Source organism: Bacteroides sp. RCH18 (assembly GCF_058231005.1).
In genome coordinates, this window is the sequence record NZ_JBIPTC010000001.1 from 3,142,241 (window position 1) to 3,164,302 (window position 22,062).

Genomic DNA, 22,062 nt, shown 5'->3' on the forward strand with positions numbered 1-22,062 from the left:
CTACTTTTGTGCAAACATTTTGAAAGCATGAGGGTACTAATCATCAATACTTCCGAACGAATAGGTGGTGCGGCTGTCGCTGCCGGACGACTGATGGAATCGCTTAAGAACAACGGCATCAAGGCGAAAATGTTGGTACGTGACAAACAAACAGACCAAATCAGTGTCGTCGGACTAAAGGGCAGTTGGCTGCATGTATGGAAATTCATGTGGGAACGCATCGTCATCTGGAAAGCCAACCGTTTCAAGAAGAATGATCTCTTCGCCGTAGATATCGCCAATACCGGCACGGACATCACTTCGCTTCCCGAATTTCAGCAGGCAGATGTCATCCACCTGCACTGGATCAACCAAGGGATGCTGTCGCTCAACACCATCCGCAAGATTCTGACTTCCGGCAAACCTGTAGTATGGACCATGCACGATATGTGGCCCTGTACCGGCATCTGCCATTATGCGCGCGAATGCAAGAGTTACGAACAGGAGTGCCATCACTGCCCTTACATCTACGGAGGAGGAGGCAAGAAGGACTTATCCACCCGAATCTTCCGGAAGAAAAAAGAGATTTATAGTCAGGCATCCATCACGTTTGTAGGCTGTAGCCGCTGGCTGGCGGAGAAGGCCAAAGTCAGCGGGTTGCTCACCGGACAAACGGTTATCAGTATCCCGAACGCCATCAACACGAACCTGTTCAAGCCTCACAATAAGCAGGAAGCCCGCAGAAAATGCAGGCTGCCGCAGGAAGGGAAGCTCATTCTTTTCGGTTCTGTCAAGATCACAGACAAGCGAAAGGGCATCGACTATCTGATTGAAGCCTGCAAACTGCTGGCAGAGAAACATCCGGAATGGAAAGACTCATTGGGCGTGGTTGTTTTCGGCAACCAGTCGCAGCAGTTGCAAGACCTGATTCCTTTCCGCGTCTATCCGCTTCCTTATATTAAGAATGAGCATGAGTTGGTGGATATATACAATGCCGTAGACCTCTTCGCCATCCCTTCTCTCGAAGAGAATCTGCCGAATATGGTGATGGAAGCGATGTCCTGCGGTGTGCCCTGCGTCGGTTTCAACACCGGAGGCATACCGGAAATGATCGATCATCTGCACAACGGATACGTAGCTCAGCGCAAGTCTTCCGAAGATCTGGCCAACGGCATCCATTGGGTACTGACGGAACCCGAATATGCGGAACTCTCCGCACAAGCCTGCCGCAAGGCCATAGGCAACTATTCGGAAAGTATCATAGCGAAGAAGTACACGGACGTTTACAACAAAATAACAGGGAAATATGCATAGTGTCCATCCTACTCCCAAGTTCTCGATTATCACGGTGACCTACAATGCCGAGAAAGTACTGGAAGATACCATCCAAAGTGTTATCTCGCAGACTTATCACCACGTAGAATACATCATCGTGGACGGGGCCTCCAAAGACGGTACTCTCTCTATCATCGACAGATACCGCTCACGGATAACTACCGTCGTCAGCGAACCGGACAAAGGATTGTACGATGCCATGAACAAGGCAATCTCCCTTGCCAGCGGCGACTATCTCTGTTTTCTGAATGCGGGCGACTGCTTTCACGAAGACGATACTTTGCAGCAAATGGTGCACAGCATTCATGGGAGTGTTCTCCCCGATGTCATCTACGGGGAAACTGCGATTGTTGACAAAGACAGGCACTTTCTGCACATGCGCCGCCTTTCCACGCCCGAAAAGCTGGACTGGAAGAGTTTCAAACAGGGAATGTTAGTCTGCCATCAGGCTTTCTTTGCCAGACATACGCTGGTGGAACCTTATGACTTAAGCTACCGGTACTCCGCTGATTTCGACTGGTGCATCCGCATCATGAAAAAGGCGCGTACCCTGCACAATACGCACCTGACAATCATCGACTATCTGGATGAAGGAATGACTACTCAGAACCGAAAGGCTTCTCTTAAAGAACGGTTCCGCATTATGGCAAAACATTATGGATGGATAAGCACCGCAGCACATCATGCTTGGTTTGTACTGCGGTTGATTATCAAGCCGGGACAATAACTGCCACTTAAAATCAGTATAGTCACTTCACCCACAAAACTCCTATTTATATATTACCTATTGAAACCAATTATATGCAGGCTTATCTGTTAATTCGAATAAAATCTCCCCACCGTTAATAATATCTGAATGAGTTATGACAGAACTACGGTGAGGCTTGCCATTGAGATATACAGCGCGTACATAACAATTGCCTTTGCCGAAATTCTTTGTTTTAATTGTGAATGTTCTATTTTGAGGCAAATGCAATACAAAGCCCGGCAGACAGGGAACTCCTAACTGATATTCAATAGAAGCCGGACACATGGGATAGAATCCCATCGCACTGAAGATATACCATGAACTTAATTGTCCACAGTCGTCATTTCCCGGCAGTCCGCTAGGTGTGGGCAGATAGTATTTATTGACTATATCATATATTCTTTTTTGAGTCATCCACGGTCTTTTACAGAGATTATACATATAGGGAGCATGCATCACAAATTCGTCACCCACATAGTAAATATCTTTATCGAATAGTTCATCCATAAAAACGGCTAAAGAATCGGTACCTCCCAAAAAGCGAATTAGTTCGGGAACATCATGGGGAACGAACAACGTATAATTCTTTTTATAGTTGTACACTCCTTTGGGGTTAAAACCACTCCATACGCTGATATCGTAATCTTCCGGATTACTCCATGAACCATCTGCTTTACGCGCACGAACCATTTTGGTTTCCTTATCCAGTACGTTCCTGAAATTTTTGCTTCGTTTACCTAGTTTATCCGATAAGTCCGGTTCACCTTTTTCGGCAAAGAAACGGGAGAGACAATAATCATCATAGGCAAACTCCATCGTTCTGGCTACTGATTCTCCATATTTATCAACAGGTACATATCCCAATCGTTCGTAGTCCATAATGCCCAAGCGTCCCCAAGCAATGTGGTTACCCTTTTCATACGCATTTTTCAGCACTGCTTTTTTAGCTTTCTCTACATCAAAGTTACGCACTCCTTTTACATAAGCATCCGCTATTATGGCATCACTATGAGTTCCCATCATGCAGTTGGTATATCCCGGATTAGGCCATTTGGGAAGCCAGCCTCCCTCATCGTAGGCATGGAGGAGTCCGGTTATGAGATCTCCCGCAAAATCGGGTTTCAGTAATACGAACAGAGGATGGGTCGCTCTGAATGTGTCCCATATAGAATAGTCTGTAAAGCTAATACCCTTATGTACTTTTCCATCAAACGGGCTTCTGTATTTTCCATCTTCAGATAGACTTCTGGGCAACAGGAAAGAGTGATATAGCGCTGTATAAAAAACAATTTTATCTTGTTCTGTAGCTCCGGGCAAATCGATGGCTGATAATTCTTGATTCCATAATGCTTCTGTTTGTGCACTGATTGTTTCCATACTTTTGGCTCCGATTTCTCTTTCCAGATTTATCCGTGCCTGTTCCACGCTAATAAAGGATGTGCCAACGATAGCTTTAATTACTTCATTTTTTCCGGTTTTGAAACGGATATATCCCCCTATTTTGGTAGACGATTCCAAATGTCGATTGCCAGTCAGAAGGGATGTTGATGACTTTTTATCAGGCCTGATCCAACTCAGTTTTATCCGTGAGCTCCATTCATGCTGATAATATTCCAATTTTATATCATACATTTTACCGGCTTCCAGAGAAATCTTCTTTTGGGTAGGTTGATAGCTGAAACTATGAGATTTCCAGTCATCGATAAGCAATTCTCCGTTGATATATAATCGTGCTCCGTCGTCAGCTTGTATCCCTAATGTATATTCACCGGTAGAGGGAGCTTTGAGTTTGCCGCTCCAGGTCACTTGGTAATCATTGAAACTGAAATCGTCCGCAGGTTTATACCAGTCCCAGTCAAAATCGATAACCGGATCGATTCTTTCACTCCGCAGATGTCCAAACCCCTTTGAGTCCTGTGTATAAATCCCTTTTAAGCCATTGACCCACTTGCCTTCTTTTTGAGTGAACAGATATTTCTCTTCAATTACTTCGGGATAATCATTATTAAGATTAAACGTGCCGAAAGATTCGAAATCCTTATCGAAACGGACTACAAAATATCCGGTTTCCCGATATCCTCTGGCAGATTGTATGCTTTTACCGGAAATTTCTTTTCGTACCGGATCTATGTGAATGTAGCCCGGTGCTCCGGCTGTAAACATGGAAGGCATAGCATCTACCACTACGTAAGCACTATCCGACTGGGGATAGGTAAATTGCAGGATAGCTGAAGTTTTTGTAGCCGATAATTGAGCTTTTACCTGATAGTCGTCCAACATGACTTCGTAGAAGTGAGGTTTTGACTTTTCGGTTATATGGGTAAAAGAAGAACTACGCTCTTCGGGCCTGCATTTCAGTTGTCCGACAACCGGCATTAGTTCAACAGCACCATAATCGAACATGACGGCCCCACTTGGATAGTGTGTTCCCATAAATCCCGAAATATAGTTATGTTTATACCAGTAGGGTACCCGATGGTGCAGCGTTCCAGCGTGCTTGCTCTCTAAGGTATGGGCAGTCCATTCTGTCATCCCGAAAGGCTCTGTCACTCCGGGAAAAGTATATCCCGAAGGATCTTCATGCCCGGCAACCGCTACTCCGGATTGCCATACTTCTGTTCCAATCAATGGGTTGACATACTGTACCCATGAGGCTTTTTCCTCTTGTGAGTTCATGTTAATCGGCGTCAGGAATGGAAGAACGGCCAGTATCAATAATTTCATTTTCATGGTACTGTAGTTTAATCGTTGAGTATTCTTTTGTAATTGGCAGCTCTCATATACATATAAGCCGCTACAGTAGAAAATCTTAAATCATATTTTTCAAGATTGCTTGTCGTTGGCGTTCCCCAGTGTTCCGGGTAGCGTCCATTGCCGTCACGAAGTTTATTGTGGATAAAGTTAATCGCATGGAAAGCTTTCGTTAGCCAAACCGTGTTTTTATCTGTATCATACATATCAAACCAAGAGTCTATTATTGAAAAAGCGAAATATCCGGGATCATTCAGAGCTCCGTTGATTGAATTATACCATTTGGCTTCGGAAGATGCCAGGGTAGCTTTTGCCTGTGATAAATATTTTTCGTCTTTGGTGGCCTGATACATTTTCAGCCAACTCCTAATCATAAAACCAGCATTGTATGACCATTTCTGTGTATTAACAGAACCATCCGCTACCATTTTGGCATCCCACAGAAGATTGTCCGATTTATCCAAAAGATTCTCAACAGTCCAGTCGTTTATGCGGATGGCAGCATCCAGATATTGGCGGTCCTGAGTGATTTCATAGAGTTTCATACAACTCAGCATGGTTACGGCAGAGCAAATCGTATTCTTCTGTACGGGTAAAGAAACAAAAGTTTCCTGGAAATAAATTCCTCCTCCCAGCACATTATCTTCTCCCGAAAGGGAAAAAGCGAGTGCCCCTTTGGCTTTTTCCAGGTAGGAATTGTTTTGAGTTGCCAGATAAGCATCGCAGAGTCCGATTGCTGTCCATCCGTTTTCGTCGTAAAAACGGTCGGGAACCTTCTCGGCACTCGTAGGTAAAGTGGCATATCCTGCAATACCTTTATAGTTGGGATGCCAGTAGTTATCAAAATTGAGAAAGCAGTTCATCAAAGCATCCGACCATTCAGACTTGCTCAATGAGATTCCTTCGGTGTATGTATAAAGAAGGAAAATATTTCCCCAAATAAAAGAGACTTGTGAACGGTCCTGATTCTCATAATAAGAATGTGTACCACTTATTTTCAAATCTTTATCAATGACAGATAGTGTCTCTTTACACCATGTATAATAATCATTATTACCGATTTCTACACCGGGATCGGTGTCAATGATGATATCCTGTACAGTGGCATCACAGCCCGAAGTAACCTGTACAAAGGACAACATAGCCAAAAGTGTTTTTATTTTATTGCTGATTCGTATCATAGCAGTCAGTATTTATAAAGTTTAATTAAGATTATCAAGATCAGACCATGTTAAGTTGACCAAAGTAGCCGGATATTTACCTGTAATATCTTTAATAGAGGAACCGCTTTTCACATTCAGTTGCCAGTTGGCAATCAATCCTTCTTCGTCCCCTTTTAAGAAAATCTGATAGTTGTCGGCAATCTGTTGTTGAGTACGAATCGTATGCCAGATTCTTACATCATAAATTTTACCTCTGAACTGACGCCCGTTCCAAGTAGAAAGATCACCTATAATGAATTTACAACTACCTTCGGGAATGTACGGTGCAATATCCATAGTTGCGGCTTCTTGCCCGTTTAAGTATACCTTTGCGGTTTGCGAGTCGAATGTAGCGGCAATATGTACCCATTTTTTCAATTCAATAGAGTTCTCCTGAGTAATGCAGCTTGACCATGTACCGTTGACAATCGTAAAGTCAATCGCATTATTCACCCCTTCTGCCAGACGAATCAGCAAACCGTAGATGCCGTTATCGCCCGAACCTTCTGAACCGATTATGCTGCCTCCTGTTTTCTCATTGGCATACACCCATGCCTCCAGTGTCAACTTATCAGAGAAAAATTGAGAAGCAGGGCCGCAGTCGATATAACCTGTTCCGTCGAACAACGGACATGCTGGTAGCACTTTGCTTGACAGGAATGTTTGTCGGGCAATCTCAAGCTTTTCGCAGTAGTTATCGAGAGCTGACTGGCGATCAGTTTTATTCCGGATATATTCTGTTTCCCGGATCTTACTTTCGAAAATAGCTTTCGAACCGGTTACGAAATCACCCAAATCTTCTCCTTCAGAGGAAGAAGATAAAAGTTCATTGCATTGAGAAAGCAAACCGTCTATCTTATTATATTCAAGTGTCACTTCTTTTTCATCGGAACAAGCAGCCGCCAGTAGGATGAAAGCAAAACAAGCTAAATGAAATATCTTTTTCATGGTTTTTCTTTTTAATCGTTTACAATTTATTTGGTGTATCCCGGATTCTGTTTCAGCTCAGGATTGAGTTTGGTTGCCTGCAGGGGAATCGGAAAAAGATTGATTGTTTCCTTATCTGTATAATTCTTATCCCACATCGGTTGAATGAAACGTCCGAAGCGAATCATATCCGTTCTTCGCAAAGTCTCGTAGCACATTTCTCTTCCCTTTTCTCTGTATAGCTCATCCAAAGTCAGTTCTCCGGTTGCATACGTAGAAACACCTGCACGTGTCCGTATCTTGTTTATACCTTCCAGCGCCTTAGAATCCACCTCATTCGATTTACGAAGAGTGGCTTCTGCCAGATTGAAGTTGATTTCTGCAATCCGGAACAGAGCAAAATCATTTTCCATGCCTTGTGCACCGACTTTTACTTTATATTTAATATTACGTGCACCGGCATTCTCCTTGTTGTTTACCATGTCCGGCAAGTCGAGGGTGAAATCCAACTGTTGTCCGGCATATTCATTGGTTCCCAAAATCGGGTTTCCGCTTAAATCGAATTGGGGGCCCCACATAAATTGTCCGTACATTCCGTTTTGAGGATCATACTTACAACGGCGGTCGTGAGTAATATCATACGTTTCAATAAACTCTCTTACGGTACAGACTCCATTCCATCCCCCATTCGGATTCTTCCAATCCCATTGCGAACGCTGCGACCAGTGAATGTTCCGGTAGAAAAGGACACTCATCTCATTGGCAACTATTTCGTCATTAGGGATCACCCAGATATTTTCCTTGCTATTCTCATTGTTCCATGCAAAGGGAGCATCCCAAGTAGATTCCAGCTGATAACCTTTTTGAAGAAGAGTCTGTGACACAGAAATACAATCGTCCAGACGGGATGTTCCGGTATAAACTTCAGCATTGAGGTAAAGTCGGGATAATAGCGCTAATGCGGCTTCCTGAGTAAAGCGTCCGTAGCTGCCGGTATCTGTACTTCTCAGAAGCTGGTCCTTGACTTCCGCAATTTCTTTTTCCACGTAGTTAAAAACCTCAGTTCTGGTTTTAGTTGGCGGATTTAGTTCGGATACCTTTTCTACAATCGGAACATTTCCGAACATATCGACCAGCATGGAATAGAAAAATGCCCTCAATGCCCGGGACTCGGCAATATATAGCTTTTTCTTGTTCTCTGGAAGAATATCGGAACGGGAATTATTCAAATCATTCAGCACCTGATTGCAGAAACCCACCGCTTTGAACAGTTCCTGCCATGCTCCGTTGATAATGACATCCTGGTCGGTCCATGTGTGCCAATGCATACGTTGGTAGATACCTCCGTCATAACCGTCTCGCCCTTTTTGAGGTAAACAAGCTTCGTCTGTAGTAATCTCTTGCAGATAAAATACATTCCAAGCATACATCGTACGTAAGAAAGCGTATTGATTCATAAACGCCGCATCATATTCCTGTTCTGTCTGATAATAATTATCTTTACCCAAATCATTATACATATTTTCGGATAAGTCGACGCAACCAACCAGAAAAAGCAATGTTATAAAATAGATAATCTTTTTCATGTGAATCAAAATTTAATGTTTAAACCTAGCATAAGAGTTGTAGAACGCGGATAGTAACCGGAATCATCGAATCCGGGCGTGAGCCCTGTACCTACTTCCGGATCAACTCCTGTATATCCGGTTATGGTCAGCAAATTGGTGGCGGTGGCATAAATCCGGGCATTTGACACATATTTCAATTGGGACAAATCGAACGTATACCCTACAGTTATGTTGTCTAACTTCAAATAATTACCTTTCTCCAGATAATAATCAGAAAAAGTGGCAGCGTCATTCAAAAGTCTGCCCAATGCGGATTTCAATAGATTGAAAGGTAAAGACACCGAGTTCTCGTAATAAATCCGTTTGGTATTCAGGACCTTAAATCCGGCTGCACCCCGAAGTTGGAAAGAGAAATCAAAATCTTTCCAGGTCAATGTACTGGCCAGATTGAAATACCATTTTGGAAGTCCGTTGCCCAAATAAGTGTAGTCTTTATCCGAATAAGCACCGTCCTCATCCCTGTCCTCAAATACCCATTTACCGGCACTGTTGAAACCTCTGTATTTTAATCCGTAGTACGTACCAATGGGTTTGCCTTCTTCCAGTATATACGTAGTCTGACCGTTGGCAGGTGAAGAAAGAGGATTGTAAGTGATGTGATTGGCACGGTAAGAACTGTTTGCCAAGGAGACCAATTTATTCTCATTGTATGAGAATCCTCCGTCAAGATGCCATTTCAGTTCTTTGTTGCGAATTACATCATACCCGATAGCAAATTCAATACCTTGATTGGTCAGTGTACCTACATTGGTAAATATCGTACTGTATATATTTGAAGGCATTTGCGCATCATACCAATCCAGCAGATCAGTGGTTTTACGATAATAGTAATCTACACTTGCCGTCAGCCTGTCGTTCCATATTCCGAAATCGATACCTGCGTTGTATTCAGCGTTCTTCTCCCATTTCAAGTCGGGATTCGGGTTGCTGACAGGACCATAAACTTTGTCCCATTTTCCATTATAGTAAGCATATCCGAGATCATTGTATTTGGCTATGGAAGCATATAAAGGAATATCCTGATTTCCGGTGATACCAAAGCCTACACGTAGTTTGAGGTTGCTAAGCGGGGTAGCATCATTAAAGAAATTTTCTTCCAATATTCTCCATCCGGCAGAGACAGCAGGAAACCAGCCCCATTTATGATTCTCTCCGAAGCGGGTAGAACCTTCGCGTCTGATACTCGCATTGAACAGATATTTACCTTTATATGAATAGTTGATACGACCGAAGAAAGCTATTAACTTTGATTCATCCTGTCCCCTTCCCATTGAGGCAAGTCCATCTTCCAGATACGTACCATTACCAATATTGTTAGCTCCCGGAATATCTGTCAGGAATCCTGAGTTGGACGCATTGTGCCAGGTTCTGTCTTCTCTGTTGAATGAATAACCGGCAAGAGCTGTCAGATTATGTACATCAGTGGAGAAACTGTAATTGGCATAGGCTTCAAATGTTCGTTTCTTGTAGAAATAAGTATTCATATCTGCCTGCCCTTCAAATCCTCCTAATACACTGTAGCGAGAATCACGGCTGATATATTTGGAACCTTCGTAGGTATCGTTGTTGGCAGACATCATAGCATATACACTCAGACAAGGCAATACTTTGAGATTAGCAGACAGATTGCCGGAGTAGGTATAACGTTCTCCTCTGTTATCTACTTGCGAAAGTAAGGCTACCGGATTATAAGGTCCTACTCCTGCGTATTCGAAGAATTTTCCTTCCTGATTATAAACAGGTGCCGTGGGATGATATACGATAGCTTGCATGAAAGCTCCGTAATCAGTATAATCCGATTGAGTGTTTGCTCCGTTCAACGTACCTTCTATAGTCAGCTTCTTGTCGAAAAAATACTGCTTGAAGTTTACTCTCCCCGTCAGTTGCTTATTGCCAGTGTTGATTACCATACTTTCAGAATCCCGGTAACCGACAGAGCCTCGTATGGATGAGTTCTCCGTTCCTGTTGAGAAAGAAACTCCCTGGTAATAACTGAAATTATTTCGGATCAGCTGATCCGTCCAGTCGGTTGAGAAGCCGTAATCGTTGTTGATGGTGGAGTGCCCTTTGTCTTTCAAATATCCCATATATTCATCGGCAGACATCATTTCCAGTTTCCGCACCGGTCTTTCTGTGTAATAATAACTGGTATATTCGATACTGGCTTTGCCTTTAGACGCATTTTTGGTTTCTACGATGATAACCCCATTACTGCCTCGTGTACCGTAAATAGCGGCAGACGAACCATCTTTCAGAACATTAAAGGACTTGATATCATTAGCGTTGATTGCCTGCAACTCGGACATGGTACTGTAAGTTCCGTCGACAATTATCAGCGGAGCACTTCCTGCCCGGATAGATCCGATACCTCTTAAATGTATCTCCGGTGATGCGTTCGGGTCATTTCCGCTTGTATTGCGAATGGATAATCCCGGTACTTTGCCGTTCAGCAAGTTAATCGGACTGGTAGTTACCCCCGCATTAAACGATTCTTCCCCTACTTTAGTGACAGCACTGGTCAACTCCTCTTTTTTCACTGTACCATAGCCAATGGCTACCACCTCTTCCAGTTGTACGCTGTTTTCACGCATAACGATGTTCAGCCTATTTTGTGTCACCGTTACTTTTTGCGTCTCCATCCCGATATATGTAAGAACAAGCACCGTATTTTTAGGGATGTCAGCGAGCGTAAAGTTTCCGTTTATATCAGTAGTAGTACCCATATTTTTGTTCTCTACCTTGATAGATACTCCAATCAGAGGTTCACCAGAGGAGTCTACGACCTTTCCGGTTACGTTCAGATTTTCTACACCGTAAAGCGAAGGAACACATACACACAGGAAACCTGCCATTAAAATGCAATATTTTATGGTTCTCAGCGTCACCTGTTCTTTTATTCGTTCAAAAAATGAAATGGCTAAATTCTCCATAAGTTAGACTTTTTGAATAACATAATAATTAAGTCAATATAAATAGTTAAGTATAGTCGTTAGAGGGCAATCACCACCACTCCTCCGATGAGACATACCAATCCTATCACCATCATCCGGATGGCATAGCGGGTAGCTCCTTTCCACTCGCCGGAAGCAAGTCCGGCCACATTACCTGCAATAATAGCTGTCGATTGCATGGTAGCCCAGCCCACAGAAGCTCCTAAAACTCCCATAAAACTGCCTCCCATACCATAGAACATAATGCTCAGATACCATAATACCCCTGCCAGAGAAGCCATTATCAGGCCTCCGGTTGTACGATGTCGGTAAGTTTTCCAAGATTGATTCTTGCCGAACAAACGGATACATTCAAGGAGATTAATAATAAATCCGGCACTCAAAGCGATACTCCATATCACGTTGGCTGCATAAAGAGAAGATGCTCCCGTTGCTACAGCCTTTTCTTGTAAGGGTGCCCCATAAACGAAAGCAAAGTTAATCATAGGTCCGAATATTCCTGCAAGCAAACAGATAATTAACCCTTTCCTGAAATTTTTCTTAATAGGTGTTTCAGAGTGCGTCTGGCGGCTTTTGCTATCTCTGTTGTGCCCTGCTATCGCAAAGAAAATGATTCCGGCAAGAATAATTACTATACCTGTAAGTAACTTTAGTCCCGTAGGTGTTAGCAATTCCGAAGGGTCTCTGAGAATGACAGGCATCAAAGTCCCTACCACATTAATCAATCCTTGCATAATGGGAAGACTGAGCGAAACTCCCAAATAATCAATTCCTTTTCCGAATAGTATAGCGCCAATTCCCCATAAAAGGCCGAAGAAAGCCACTAGCAGTACCGTGTCGCTTTCATGAGCATATACACTTCCCAAGTCAGGAATAGAGATAAATGCCATTATCCAGGGAGCGACAAGAAGAGCGATGATACTCCAGATAAACCAATTGTTTTCCCATTTCCACTGTGAGTTGTGTTTAAAAGGCAAAGCAAACGTGCCGGAACAACCACCAGCCAGCAGAATTAATAAGAAACCCGAAATAACTGTAGTTTCCATACTTGTTTTAATTTTCGGTGAGTGAAACGATTTTAGTTACGCATTCCCGCAGTTGGGACTTTTGAGACTCTGTTAATTCGAAAAATTCAAAATCATTCAGATGGGTGTCGTTATTCTCTATGATGAGTACCTGGCTCCCTGGTTGCATGGCGATCTTGTGCCATACTTCTCTTCGGATATTGTACACTATACCCGGTTGCATATTTACTACATCATAGGTAATATTTTGATCGGTGACAGAAGCACCGATCAAAGCTGCTTTTCCCTGCAAAAGTACAAATACTTCATCTGTCTGATGGTGGATATCCAGTTTCTCAATTTGCTCCAGAGATTCGGCCTCCGCATAATTGAGATAGGCTACCTGCCACCTGTCGGTTATCAGGAACGGGTGATATCCCTTTCCTTCAAATGTGTGTTCATCAATGATTTTCATGATATAAGATTTTTAGAGTGAATATGATTTAGCTTTCTAAGATACGATCTACTACCAATTGTCTGAATTGAGGAGACAACATGGAAAAGTAGGCTGTAAATCCAGTAACACGGACCACCAGTTCCGGATATCCGGCAGGATCTTTATGGGCAGCCAATACAGTATCCTTATTCATAATATTAACGTTAATCAAAGTACCTCCCAAGTCGAAGTGTGCCCTGATGATGGACATGATTAACTCTATATTATCCATATTGGCGAATGTAGGGTCCAGCTCCCATTGCATGGGTGCCGTATTGCCGTATCCCGGCTGAATTTTAGCTATAATAGTAGCAAGTGAAAGCGATGCGCCGTCTTTTACAAAACCGGGAGTGGGATTTGCTCCATGAGAGATAGGTGTTTGCGCTAAACGTCCGTCGGGAGTAGCTCCCACACTTTGTCCGAATCCTACCGTATTTGCCCAAGAGAAGAAGCCGGGAATAAAAATCCGGCGTTTGTCCGGTTCGGACTGCAAACGTACCAGTTCTGTAAATGTTTCTTTGATCCGAATCGCCCACTTTTCGCCCAAGGATTCGGCTGCTCCATATTTTTCGCTGTTCTTCAATAAATGCCGTATTCTGCATCCTTCGTCTCCTGAGAAATTGTTTCTCAGATATTCGGTCAGGGTATTCCAGGACAATTTGTTTTCCAACTCGATGCGCTGTTCCAAAGCGGCAAAAGAGTCAGCGACAGTAGCCAATCCGGCTCCGTCAATTGCCAAGTTGTAGTATTCCGCTCCACCGTCCGATACGTCTTTGCCTTTTTCCAATGGCCCGTGGCTCAATAGATTTAGTAATAACTCCGGCTCATTGTATTTTTGAAATTTCAGGTGATGACGAATTCCGTCGGCTGATGTTTGGACTGCCTTAGCCAAATGCTCGTTGAATAACATCCAGAGCCGGGAGGTGCTATGATCTTTTTGTTCATTCATCATTTCCGTATAGGATACCTCAAAAACTTTCGCCATATTTATTTTCACAAGGTCATTCATTGTATATTCCAGTCCGGGCAGCGACATCCAGTTACATCCCACTGCTATACGACGGCGAGCCAGTTGTGCACTGAAGCCGTTCTTCATAAATCCTTCTACCAATGCTTTATCTCCTGAGAATCTGGGCCATCCATTCTTGTTCTTAACCAGGTACTCTACGGATTTCCGGAATAAGTCCGTGTTCAGACCATCGAACACTCTCACTGTCAGATTTAAAGAGGTATTGATTTTATCGGCAGCTTCCAGTATTAAGAATGAAAGGGGGGAAGTTTGGTCTTTACCTGATTCGTCGGGACCTCCCAATTGCCAGTAGACAGGGTCGTTCAGTAAAAAACACGCCAAATAATAAACGGCCGTTTCTTTATCAATCCTTCCTTCTGCCAAATCTTTTTCATAAAAAGGAGCCAATAAAGTATCAATTTGTCCGCCAGCTCCATCACGGTTGTAAGTTCTTGATGCAAGATGATACCATATGATCCACTGACAGGCTTCTCTTAATGTCGTTGGGGCATCATTGATAATTCGCTCGTTTACTTTGGCTATTTCCAGTAAGTTGTTTTTAGAACAATCGTCTGTTGCAGATGCAGCCATTCTATATGCCTGGTCGATATGACGCTGTATCCACCCCTGCACACTACGTATGACCCTTAGATGCAAACTGTAGAAGTGTTGTTGCTCTTCTGAATGATGGATAGATTGGTAATGTTCTATCTTCTTTATCAAGCCATTCCATCCTAATTTTACCCCGATTTCATAATCAGGAGCGAAATGAGCGTCATCGCCAATACCACAAATGAGGTCATATTTCTTGATATTCTCTTTTAGAAAGTCATAAGAATAATCCGGATTCCATTTATTGGGCCGCATTTTAGACATGAAATACATCCATCTGCCTGCAAAAGCATCGTCGGCATCAATGTATACCGGATGAATATTCATCAGGCTGCAAAAGTTATCAGCCCATGCATCAAATCCGTAGAAAGAACCATCGGGATGGTTAGGTATGATATTCCACAAATTTTCCGGAGGAACCACCCGTCCATAATCATCTTCGTCCAGAAGTCCTTCCTTTTCAATCTTTTCCTGAGTTTGAGCGAGTTTCCGCAAACGCAGGTTCGCTATTTTTTGCTCGTAATTCTTCATTTTTTGTTATTGTTTAAATTATATCTGATCAGTATTTCATTTAGTTTTTGTAATTGTCCTTTCTTTAAAAAAGCAGAATTGCTTAAGGGATTCTTCATTCCTAAATTCTCGAACTTAACGAATCCCAATGAATGAAATCCCAGCAATTCATAAGCAGGCTGATTAGGTAATTGCCGAATGAAGCGGCATATTGACTCGATAGCTTCTTCGGAATCATTGACGTTGGGAATGACCGGTGTACGAATGGTCAAAGGAACAGCTTGTTTGGCTAGAAATTCCAGGTTCTTTATAATAGGAACATTGGAGTGTCCGGTCCATTTCCGGTGTAATGTGTCATCGGCCATTTTAAAATCGCACATCCATAAATCAACCCAAGGAAGGAATGCCTCCAACGTGTTAACATCAGTCAACAGATTGGTTTCTACAGCTGTGTGTATTCTATGTTCCCGGCATTTTTGGAGAATATCTAACGCAAAATCTTTTTGCTGCAAAGGTTCACCCCCTGAGAGGGTAATTCCTCCTCCGGATTTCTGATAGTAAATAAGGTCCTGGAGAATTTCATGTATGATGTCCGAAGAATCAACTTCTTTCCCAATCCAGGACAGTGCGCCCGAAGTGCAGCGCTCTGTGCATTTCCCACAATCAGTACACCGTTCGCGATGAATGGATAATCTGTTTGAGTCGATGAACAGAACTTCATACTCACATACCGTTATACAAGAGAAACAATGGATACATTTGTCTTCAATATACTGGAGTTGCGGTTTCATGCTCCAGGTTTCAGGGTTATGACACCACTTACATCTCAGATTGCATCCTTTTAAGAAGATGGTAGAACGAATTCCCGGACCGTCATGGATAGACATTCGTTGGATGTTAGTTATAAAGCCTTTCATGATATGATTCTTTTAGTATTAGCTGATGGGGACAAAGGTAGAGGTTGTCCATATACGTTTTTCCGATAGAAATTATTCATAGCGGTAGTTTTTTTACGCTATTCCGACTTTTTATGCTTTGACATATAAAAAAGAGTCTTCACGGGTTGTGTTTGTGAAGGCTAACTCTTAATATTGCAATCAAATCAAAAAAGAATATGAGAGATTCCGTTTTTAAGCTATCCTATTTTCTGAGTGCAAATGAAAAGTTTCATATTGCAAGAGTGAATATAACCTCTTCTCAGGACTTGTCCTTACATTCACATGACTATGCTGAAATCTTATGGGTTGAAAAGGGAACAGGCATTCACCATGTCAATGGACATCAGTTTAGACTATCTCCGGGAGATTTAATTATGGTACGTCCCAAAGACAGGCATACGTTTTCCTCTTCGGGAAAAGGGATCGTTATTGTGAATGTGGCTTTTCCCGTGGAGACTTTAGATTATTTCCGTCAGCGATATTTTGAATGGAGTAACTTGTACTTTTGGACTACCGGTATGTTCCCATTTCAGATGAGATTATCAAGGGATATTGTGAAAAGACTATCTTCGCGGGCGGAAGAAGCAATGAAATACGGGCGATCCAATATACAGCTCGATAGTCTGTTGCTTTTCATTTTCCGGCAGATTACAGCTAATGAAAAGGTGGAAGATTCTTCAGAGATACCGGTTTGGCTATTCAATGCTATTCAAAAATTCAATAGTCCGGAATTTTTTATTCAGGGAATTGCGGGGTTCGTCACTTTATGTGACCGTAATATCGATTATGTGAATAGGATCGTGAAACTGCACTTTCATAAATCTCTGACTGATTTAATAAATGAGTTTAAAATGCAATATGCCACTACTCAGCTATCTATTACCAGTATGCCGATCAAGGAGATATGTACAAATTGTGGATTTAGGAATCTGGGGCATTTCTATAAGATATTCCGTTCTGTATATAATCAGACTCCTTACGAATACAGGAGAATCAATCAATTAATCGTATAAAGCTGACTGCTTCCAACAGATATTGGGGACACTTGAGCTGTAATGTGAGTTAAAAGAAAAAATTCTTTGCTGAAATGCTCCTGCCAACGGCAAATGCTTGTAATGTCCAAGGGGTAAGCAAAGAGAGGAAGAATCTCCTCTTACTGTACAAGAGAGAAGAGATCCTTCACTGCGTTCCCTTAGATATCTTTCCGAATGACAGAAACTTCAAATACCTGAACTGTTACGATTCACCTCATAAAGCATTACCTGATCCAGTATCACTCCCTCATCCAATGCCTTGATGACCAGTTGATGTGATTTCTTACCCGTAACGGGAAGTACGATTTTCCGGATTGCCTGATTACGAAGCACGTTCTCTTTCCATTCCTCGCTGCGTCCCTTCGTTTCGTAAGCTATCACTTCAGGCTCGGCACCATCCAGAGAAACCGAGAAACGCAACTTATCGCCATGCACCGGATGGTTGGGAAGTAACCGGATATCCACCTCTACCGAGTCCGTTTTCAGATTGCCAAAGGAGAAAGTCAGCGCATCGCCTTTTTTTATCTCTGCGGCTTTGCTTTCATATCCCAAACCTTCGCAGACAATAGCGTTTCCCTTCTTTGCCTCCGCCGCGTTCCATTGACAGACTGCTTTACGGTCCGCTGTCATCGGAGCAGTAGCCGCCTTTCTTTCCACACGGTTGAATACAGGGAGCTTGCGGGGTTTGAAGTCCATCATGCGATTCCATTTTCCATTCTCCAATGAGTTATAGTGTTGAGTCAGTGCAGCAATGCTGTCGTAAGCGGCATCACTCTTTTCCCAGTCTGCCTTATCGTGGCGTGCCAATTGGGCGTATAACAGTTTGCGATTCATTTGTGCCGCAGCCTGTACGGGATATTTCACCAGTTCGAAGTAAGCGCTCTGTCTGTCGGCGGGTACTTTAGAAGCAGCTTTCTCTACTGTTTCCGAAAGTTCGCTGTAAGCATTCAGACGCTCGTTTATCTCTCTTTCGCTCCACGGCAGGTCTTTCACTACCCGATAGACCGGATTCTTTTCTTCCTCCCGTGTATTTCCCATAAATTCGGGTTTGCGGATATGTGCCAAGCGATAATGTTCCTGCATAACGGGAAGGACGGCCTTTGCACAGGAGGTTCCCAGTTCCCGTTCCAGCCAATGTTTCAGATGTGCAGTCACTCCTTCGGAAGATACCTTATCCAGATTCCATGCCATATCCATGAACAGCTCAATCTGATACTCGGCAGGTTTGATGTCGCCGACGTTCAGTATCCACATTTTTTGTATTCCCTGATCGTAAGCCTGCTTCATCTGTTGATAAATGAGCGATGGACTCATGGTGCTCAACCATAAATGATCGTGCGGGCGTCCCCAGTAGGAAACATGATAATAGACTCCGTTGCCGCCTTTACGGGCACGCTCTTCGGCAGTGGGGAAATGGCGGATATAGCCGTAGTTATCATCACACCACATCAAGGTCACGTCTTCGGGGACTTGCAGGCCCGCATGATAAATATCGAGCACTTCCTTATAAGGAATAAAGACCTGTGGCACTTGTGTTACATCTTTATTCACGTACTTTTCGAGCAAGCCGCGCTGGTCAACAAATACCCGGTCCAGGACGGCTTTCTGCTCTTCTACCGTCTTGGCTCCCTGCATCTTTCCATCGTGAACGCCACGCATACCCAGCGTGTAAAGTATCTCTTGTCCGGCAACTTCTTTCACACGATCTTCCCAAAACTGATAAACGGCCGGACTGTTATTCACGTAATCGTATGCTCCTTTTCCACGTATTTTCCATTCTCCGGCAGCATTGCACGCCATCGGTTCGCAGTGGGAAGCTCCCATAAAGATACCATACTTTTTCGCTGCTTCCCGATTGCCCTTCGTCAGAAAGAAAGGCAAGGTACACTCATGCATGGCAGGCCAGTAGGTATTGGCCCGCAAACGAAGCAGCAACTCAAAAATACGTTCGTTAGTACGCGGCCCGATTTCTCCTTTCACGTCCGACGGTTCGTAGGTCTTGTTACTCCAAGGCATCAGTCCCCAGTCTTCATCATTAATAAAGATGCCCCGATACTCCACAGAAGGAGACTGCAACTCTCTAAACTTGCCCGAAAGGCGGAATGTCTCTTTCTTCTCCGGAGTCACATCCGCCCACCATTCCCAAGGGGAAACGCCCAGCAAACGGGATATTTCAAGTATGCCGTAGGCTGTACCGTGACTGTCACTGCCGGCTACCACCAGCTTTCCATCTTCTGAGACGGCGAGCAGGAAAGCCTGCTTTTTGTTTTTTAATGCGGAAATATCGATGCCTGCCTTCTCAATCAGCTTGCTCTGTCCGATCGTTCCTACCAGGATGTTTCCGGTATTTGTGTCTACATGGGCAGTTGCCGACAATACAGTCTGAAGGTCACGGGACAACAAGTCCAGCGAAGTACGCACCACCGGTGCTTCCGAACCGCTACAAGCTATCGCAACCGGCTGACCGGACTGCAAGACAAAATCTTTTTGTTTACCCTGAACGGAGAAGATCACTGCTACCCAAGCAAGGACAGAAAATAAAATTCTATTTCTCATAAATATTACAGTTTTACAATATCAGTAATGGTCACAAAGCAATCGTCGCTGCCATAAAGGGTGGTAGCCAAAGCCTGATGCGGATAAGACCAGCGACGAATAGGCTTACCTTCATACAACAGAGGTCCGTGAAGTTTATATTCACCTGCTATAGTGCTACAGGTAGCATAACCGATATGGGGATCTTTATAGTTCATATCGTCTGCATGCATATACATCACATACTCGCCGGTAGAAGGGCATTTCATGACTTTCACACGTTCGCCTACACGATTAGGGCCAAGAATTCCGCTTGGCTGCATCGGCAGTACAACACGTTCGAACTTCCAGTTCACCAAATCATCAGATGAATAGCAACTGAAACCCGGAAAAGCATTGCTCTTGTCCGACTTATATTCCCCGAAAAGATAATATCTGCCATTCTCTTCCACAATGCAGGCACCGTGCGCATTGACAATCTCTCCCCTGTCGTCAAACCAGGGAATTCCGTTATTTACTACTTTTTCGGTTTTCCGAGCCATGCCCGTTCCGTAAGATACCCACAAAAAGGCAAATAATAACATCCAGTATTTCATGATATTCTTCTATAAATTCTTATAAAAAGTATAAGGCACAATTAAATTACAAATTTACGTTTAACTATCTATATTCCTATGGAAAATAGTACAACAAGCATGGAATATTGTACTATTCTTCTTCCAAACAACATCCCGCAGAGCAGCCACGCACTTTCCACCTCCGACGTGCATATCATGCAGCATACTTCATCATTGATAAGAGATTGATAAGAACAAGAATATTTAATGCACAAAAATAGGGAGAAGAGCACAATGAGACAGGAGAAAAATCAAGCAATTATAGGGGGGAAATCAGGCAATAAGGTAAAAGTTTGTCATGTTGCAATAATTCGCAATCTGCTAAGTCAAATAAAAGAAAACTCTCTACGGGTTCTTCTGACGCATAGAAAACTTTTTACCCTTAACACTAAAATCGCAGTTGAGTTTATAATAAATAGTTTCATCGTTTATTATAAACGGTCTCCCCATTTATTATAAACTCAAATATACCTTTTAAGCATATTCTTTTTAATTTTATGCAACAAAAAAGGCTGCAAACTCTATAAAAGGTTGCAGCCTCAAGCTCATCACCGGTTCACATAGATACTGATTCGCATATGATCCCCTTTGTATTTTGTTATAATGTTACACTGTTTTTTCGATTCGGTTAAGATGATTGATAAGGTGCATTTCGTTTCATTTTTTAATGGGTTGTTACTTTATTGCCTGTATGACATCTGCAAATATACAACAAAAAAAGGCCTTTGTCAAGTCCTGCGGATACTTGAATAATTAAAAAGCGACAGGCAGTGCAAGTAACTGATACATCAAAGTGCGTGCCATGCGCTCCTGTCCTTTGGCGTCGGGATGCAAACGGTCATAGCCGGCATCATAGAAATAAATAAGCTGTTCTTCAACCATCGGATTCATACCTGTCACTGCATTAAAGTCTATGACAGGTATTCCCCATATATTTCCTGCCTCCTTAATAGCCTGCACATAGGCATCTATATATTCTCCACAACCATTCTGATAGCTTTCATCCGGCTGGACATTCTTATCGCCGAAGTTAGCCAACGAACGGTGCAAAGGAGTCAGCAGAACAATCTGCTTATCCGGGAAAAGTTTCTTCAGTTGAGTGATTCCTATATTAATACGCCCTCTATAAGTGTCTTGAGTCATGACAGGCGTACGCTTTTTCCGCGTCACCATCTTCTTCATTTCACCGTGAGCAGACAGTACTTGCTCTTCTTGTTCCGTAAACCACTCACCGATAGGTACACTACTATTATAATCGTTTGTCCCCATAAAAACCAGGATAGCATCGACTTCTCCGCCATGTTCTTTCTTCAGCTTTTCCGCCTGACGGGGTACATCATCCCACTGCCTTCCACTAATGCCGTAAACAAAAGGAGTGATCCCCAGCCATTCTTTCAGAAAGTCCCAGTACTTCTTTATATTATCACCGTAGCAATTCGGGTCTGTGATGGAATCTCCGATGTATCCTACTTTCTTGCCTTGCCAGGGATGCTGAATACAACCTTGTTTATTTTCAGAAAAGTCTTTTGTTACAGATGCTTGCTCTTGTCCATACGCCAAACAAGAGGAGAGAAACAAAACTGCGCATATGATCAGAAACCTGTTTTTCATTGTTTTATTCTATTAAAATGAAGTACTCGTATTCAAGTATAGAAATGCAGCCTCAAAAATAGACAGTTTAAGCGAAAGTAGCAAGAATAAAAACAAGAAGATAAAGATAATACCTTCTTCCCCCGTTTGCAAGGCAACTATAATCTGATTGCAGGACATATATGTCCTGCACGCT

General features: G+C 43.0%; 14 protein-coding genes and 1 pseudogene. 3 read left to right on the top strand and 12 right to left on the bottom strand.

Annotated features, from left to right (window positions below):
- Window positions 1-27 precede the first annotated feature (27 nt).
- Window positions 28-1,293 carry a glycosyltransferase family 4 protein gene (locus tag ACHLI0_RS12500; protein WP_143919350.1) on the top strand — a complete coding sequence of 422 codons (1,266 nt, stop codon included), beginning with the start codon at window positions 28-30 and terminating at the stop codon, window positions 1,291-1,293.
- Entirely contained in the window at window positions 1,286-2,041 is a 756-nt protein-coding gene (locus ACHLI0_RS12505) for a glycosyltransferase family 2 protein (protein WP_022470510.1), read from the top strand. The genes ACHLI0_RS12500 and ACHLI0_RS12505 overlap by 8 nt, the downstream gene beginning before the upstream one ends.
- A 57-nt stretch (window positions 2,042-2,098) precedes the next feature.
- Here the strand turns inward: ACHLI0_RS12505 and ACHLI0_RS12510 are convergent, their stop codons facing one another.
- Genes ACHLI0_RS12510 through ACHLI0_RS12550 form a run of 9 tightly spaced genes read right to left on the bottom strand, consistent with a single transcriptional unit; the run spans window position 2,099 to window position 16,069 of the window.
- Window positions 2,099-4,792 (bottom strand): GH92 family glycosyl hydrolase, encoded by a 2,694-nt coding sequence (locus ACHLI0_RS12510; protein WP_490749292.1) that lies wholly within the window; start codon window positions 4,790-4,792, stop codon window positions 2,099-2,101.
- An 11-nt stretch (window positions 4,793-4,803) separates the two neighbouring features.
- The gene (locus ACHLI0_RS12515) at window positions 4,804-5,994 is read right to left on the bottom strand and encodes a glycoside hydrolase family 76 protein (protein ID WP_008767237.1); all 1,191 of its coding nucleotides are present in this window, start codon (window positions 5,992-5,994) and stop codon (window positions 4,804-4,806) included.
- Between the two features lie 21 nt (window positions 5,995-6,015).
- Window positions 6,016-6,963 carry a LamG-like jellyroll fold domain-containing protein gene (locus ACHLI0_RS12520; protein ID WP_178309854.1) on the bottom strand — a complete coding sequence of 316 codons (948 nt, stop codon included), beginning with the start codon at window positions 6,961-6,963 and terminating at the stop codon, window positions 6,016-6,018.
- Window positions 6,964-6,989: 26 nt separating this feature from the next.
- Window positions 6,990-8,528, bottom strand: coding sequence for a RagB/SusD family nutrient uptake outer membrane protein (locus tag ACHLI0_RS12525; RefSeq protein ID WP_008767239.1), 1,539 nt, complete (start codon window positions 8,526-8,528; stop codon window positions 6,990-6,992).
- 5 nt (window positions 8,529-8,533) lie between these two features.
- Window positions 8,534-11,500: a SusC/RagA family TonB-linked outer membrane protein gene (locus ACHLI0_RS12530; RefSeq protein ID WP_490749293.1), complete on the bottom strand. Its 2,967-nt coding sequence runs from the start codon at window positions 11,498-11,500 to the stop codon at window positions 8,534-8,536.
- A 59-nt stretch (window positions 11,501-11,559) separates the two neighbouring features.
- Window positions 11,560-12,567 (bottom strand): L-rhamnose/proton symporter RhaT, encoded by a 1,008-nt coding sequence (gene rhaT / locus ACHLI0_RS12535; protein WP_414185971.1) that lies wholly within the window; start codon window positions 12,565-12,567, stop codon window positions 11,560-11,562.
- Between the two features lie 7 nt (window positions 12,568-12,574).
- A complete protein-coding gene (locus ACHLI0_RS12540) occupies window positions 12,575-13,000 on the bottom strand; it encodes a hypothetical protein (protein WP_048699181.1) in 426 nt (141 codons plus the stop codon).
- A 28-nt stretch (window positions 13,001-13,028) separates the two neighbouring features.
- Window positions 13,029-15,173: a pyruvate formate lyase family protein gene (locus ACHLI0_RS12545; RefSeq protein WP_490749294.1), complete on the bottom strand. Its 2,145-nt coding sequence runs from the start codon at window positions 15,171-15,173 to the stop codon at window positions 13,029-13,031.
- A complete protein-coding gene (locus ACHLI0_RS12550) occupies window positions 15,170-16,069 on the bottom strand; it encodes a glycyl-radical enzyme activating protein (RefSeq protein ID WP_490749295.1) in 900 nt (299 codons plus the stop codon). Before ACHLI0_RS12550 ends, ACHLI0_RS12545 begins: the two co-directional genes overlap by 4 nt.
- Before the next feature lie 197 nt (window positions 16,070-16,266).
- Here ACHLI0_RS12550 and ACHLI0_RS12555 point away from each other — a divergent pair, with 197 nt between their 5' ends.
- Window positions 16,267-17,103, top strand: coding sequence for an AraC family transcriptional regulator (locus ACHLI0_RS12555; protein ID WP_008767245.1), 837 nt, complete (start codon window positions 16,267-16,269; stop codon window positions 17,101-17,103).
- A gap of 207 nt (window positions 17,104-17,310) precedes the next feature.
- On the opposite strand, the gene ACHLI0_RS12560 is transcribed toward ACHLI0_RS12555, so the two are convergent.
- The 3 genes and pseudogenes from ACHLI0_RS12560 to ACHLI0_RS12570 form a co-directional block, all read right to left on the bottom strand.
- Window positions 17,311-19,680, bottom strand: coding sequence for a glycosyl hydrolase 115 family protein (locus tag ACHLI0_RS12560; RefSeq protein WP_490749296.1), 2,370 nt, complete (start codon window positions 19,678-19,680; stop codon window positions 17,311-17,313).
- Window positions 19,681-19,769: 89 nt separating this feature from the next.
- A pseudogene (locus tag ACHLI0_RS12565) lies at window positions 19,770-20,255 on the bottom strand (glycoside hydrolase family protein); the annotation flags it as partial.
- Window positions 20,256-21,029: 774 nt separating this feature from the next.
- Window positions 21,030-21,887 (bottom strand): SGNH/GDSL hydrolase family protein, encoded by an 858-nt coding sequence (locus ACHLI0_RS12570; RefSeq protein WP_490749297.1) that lies wholly within the window; start codon window positions 21,885-21,887, stop codon window positions 21,030-21,032.
- Window positions 21,888-22,062: the final 175 nt, after the last annotated feature.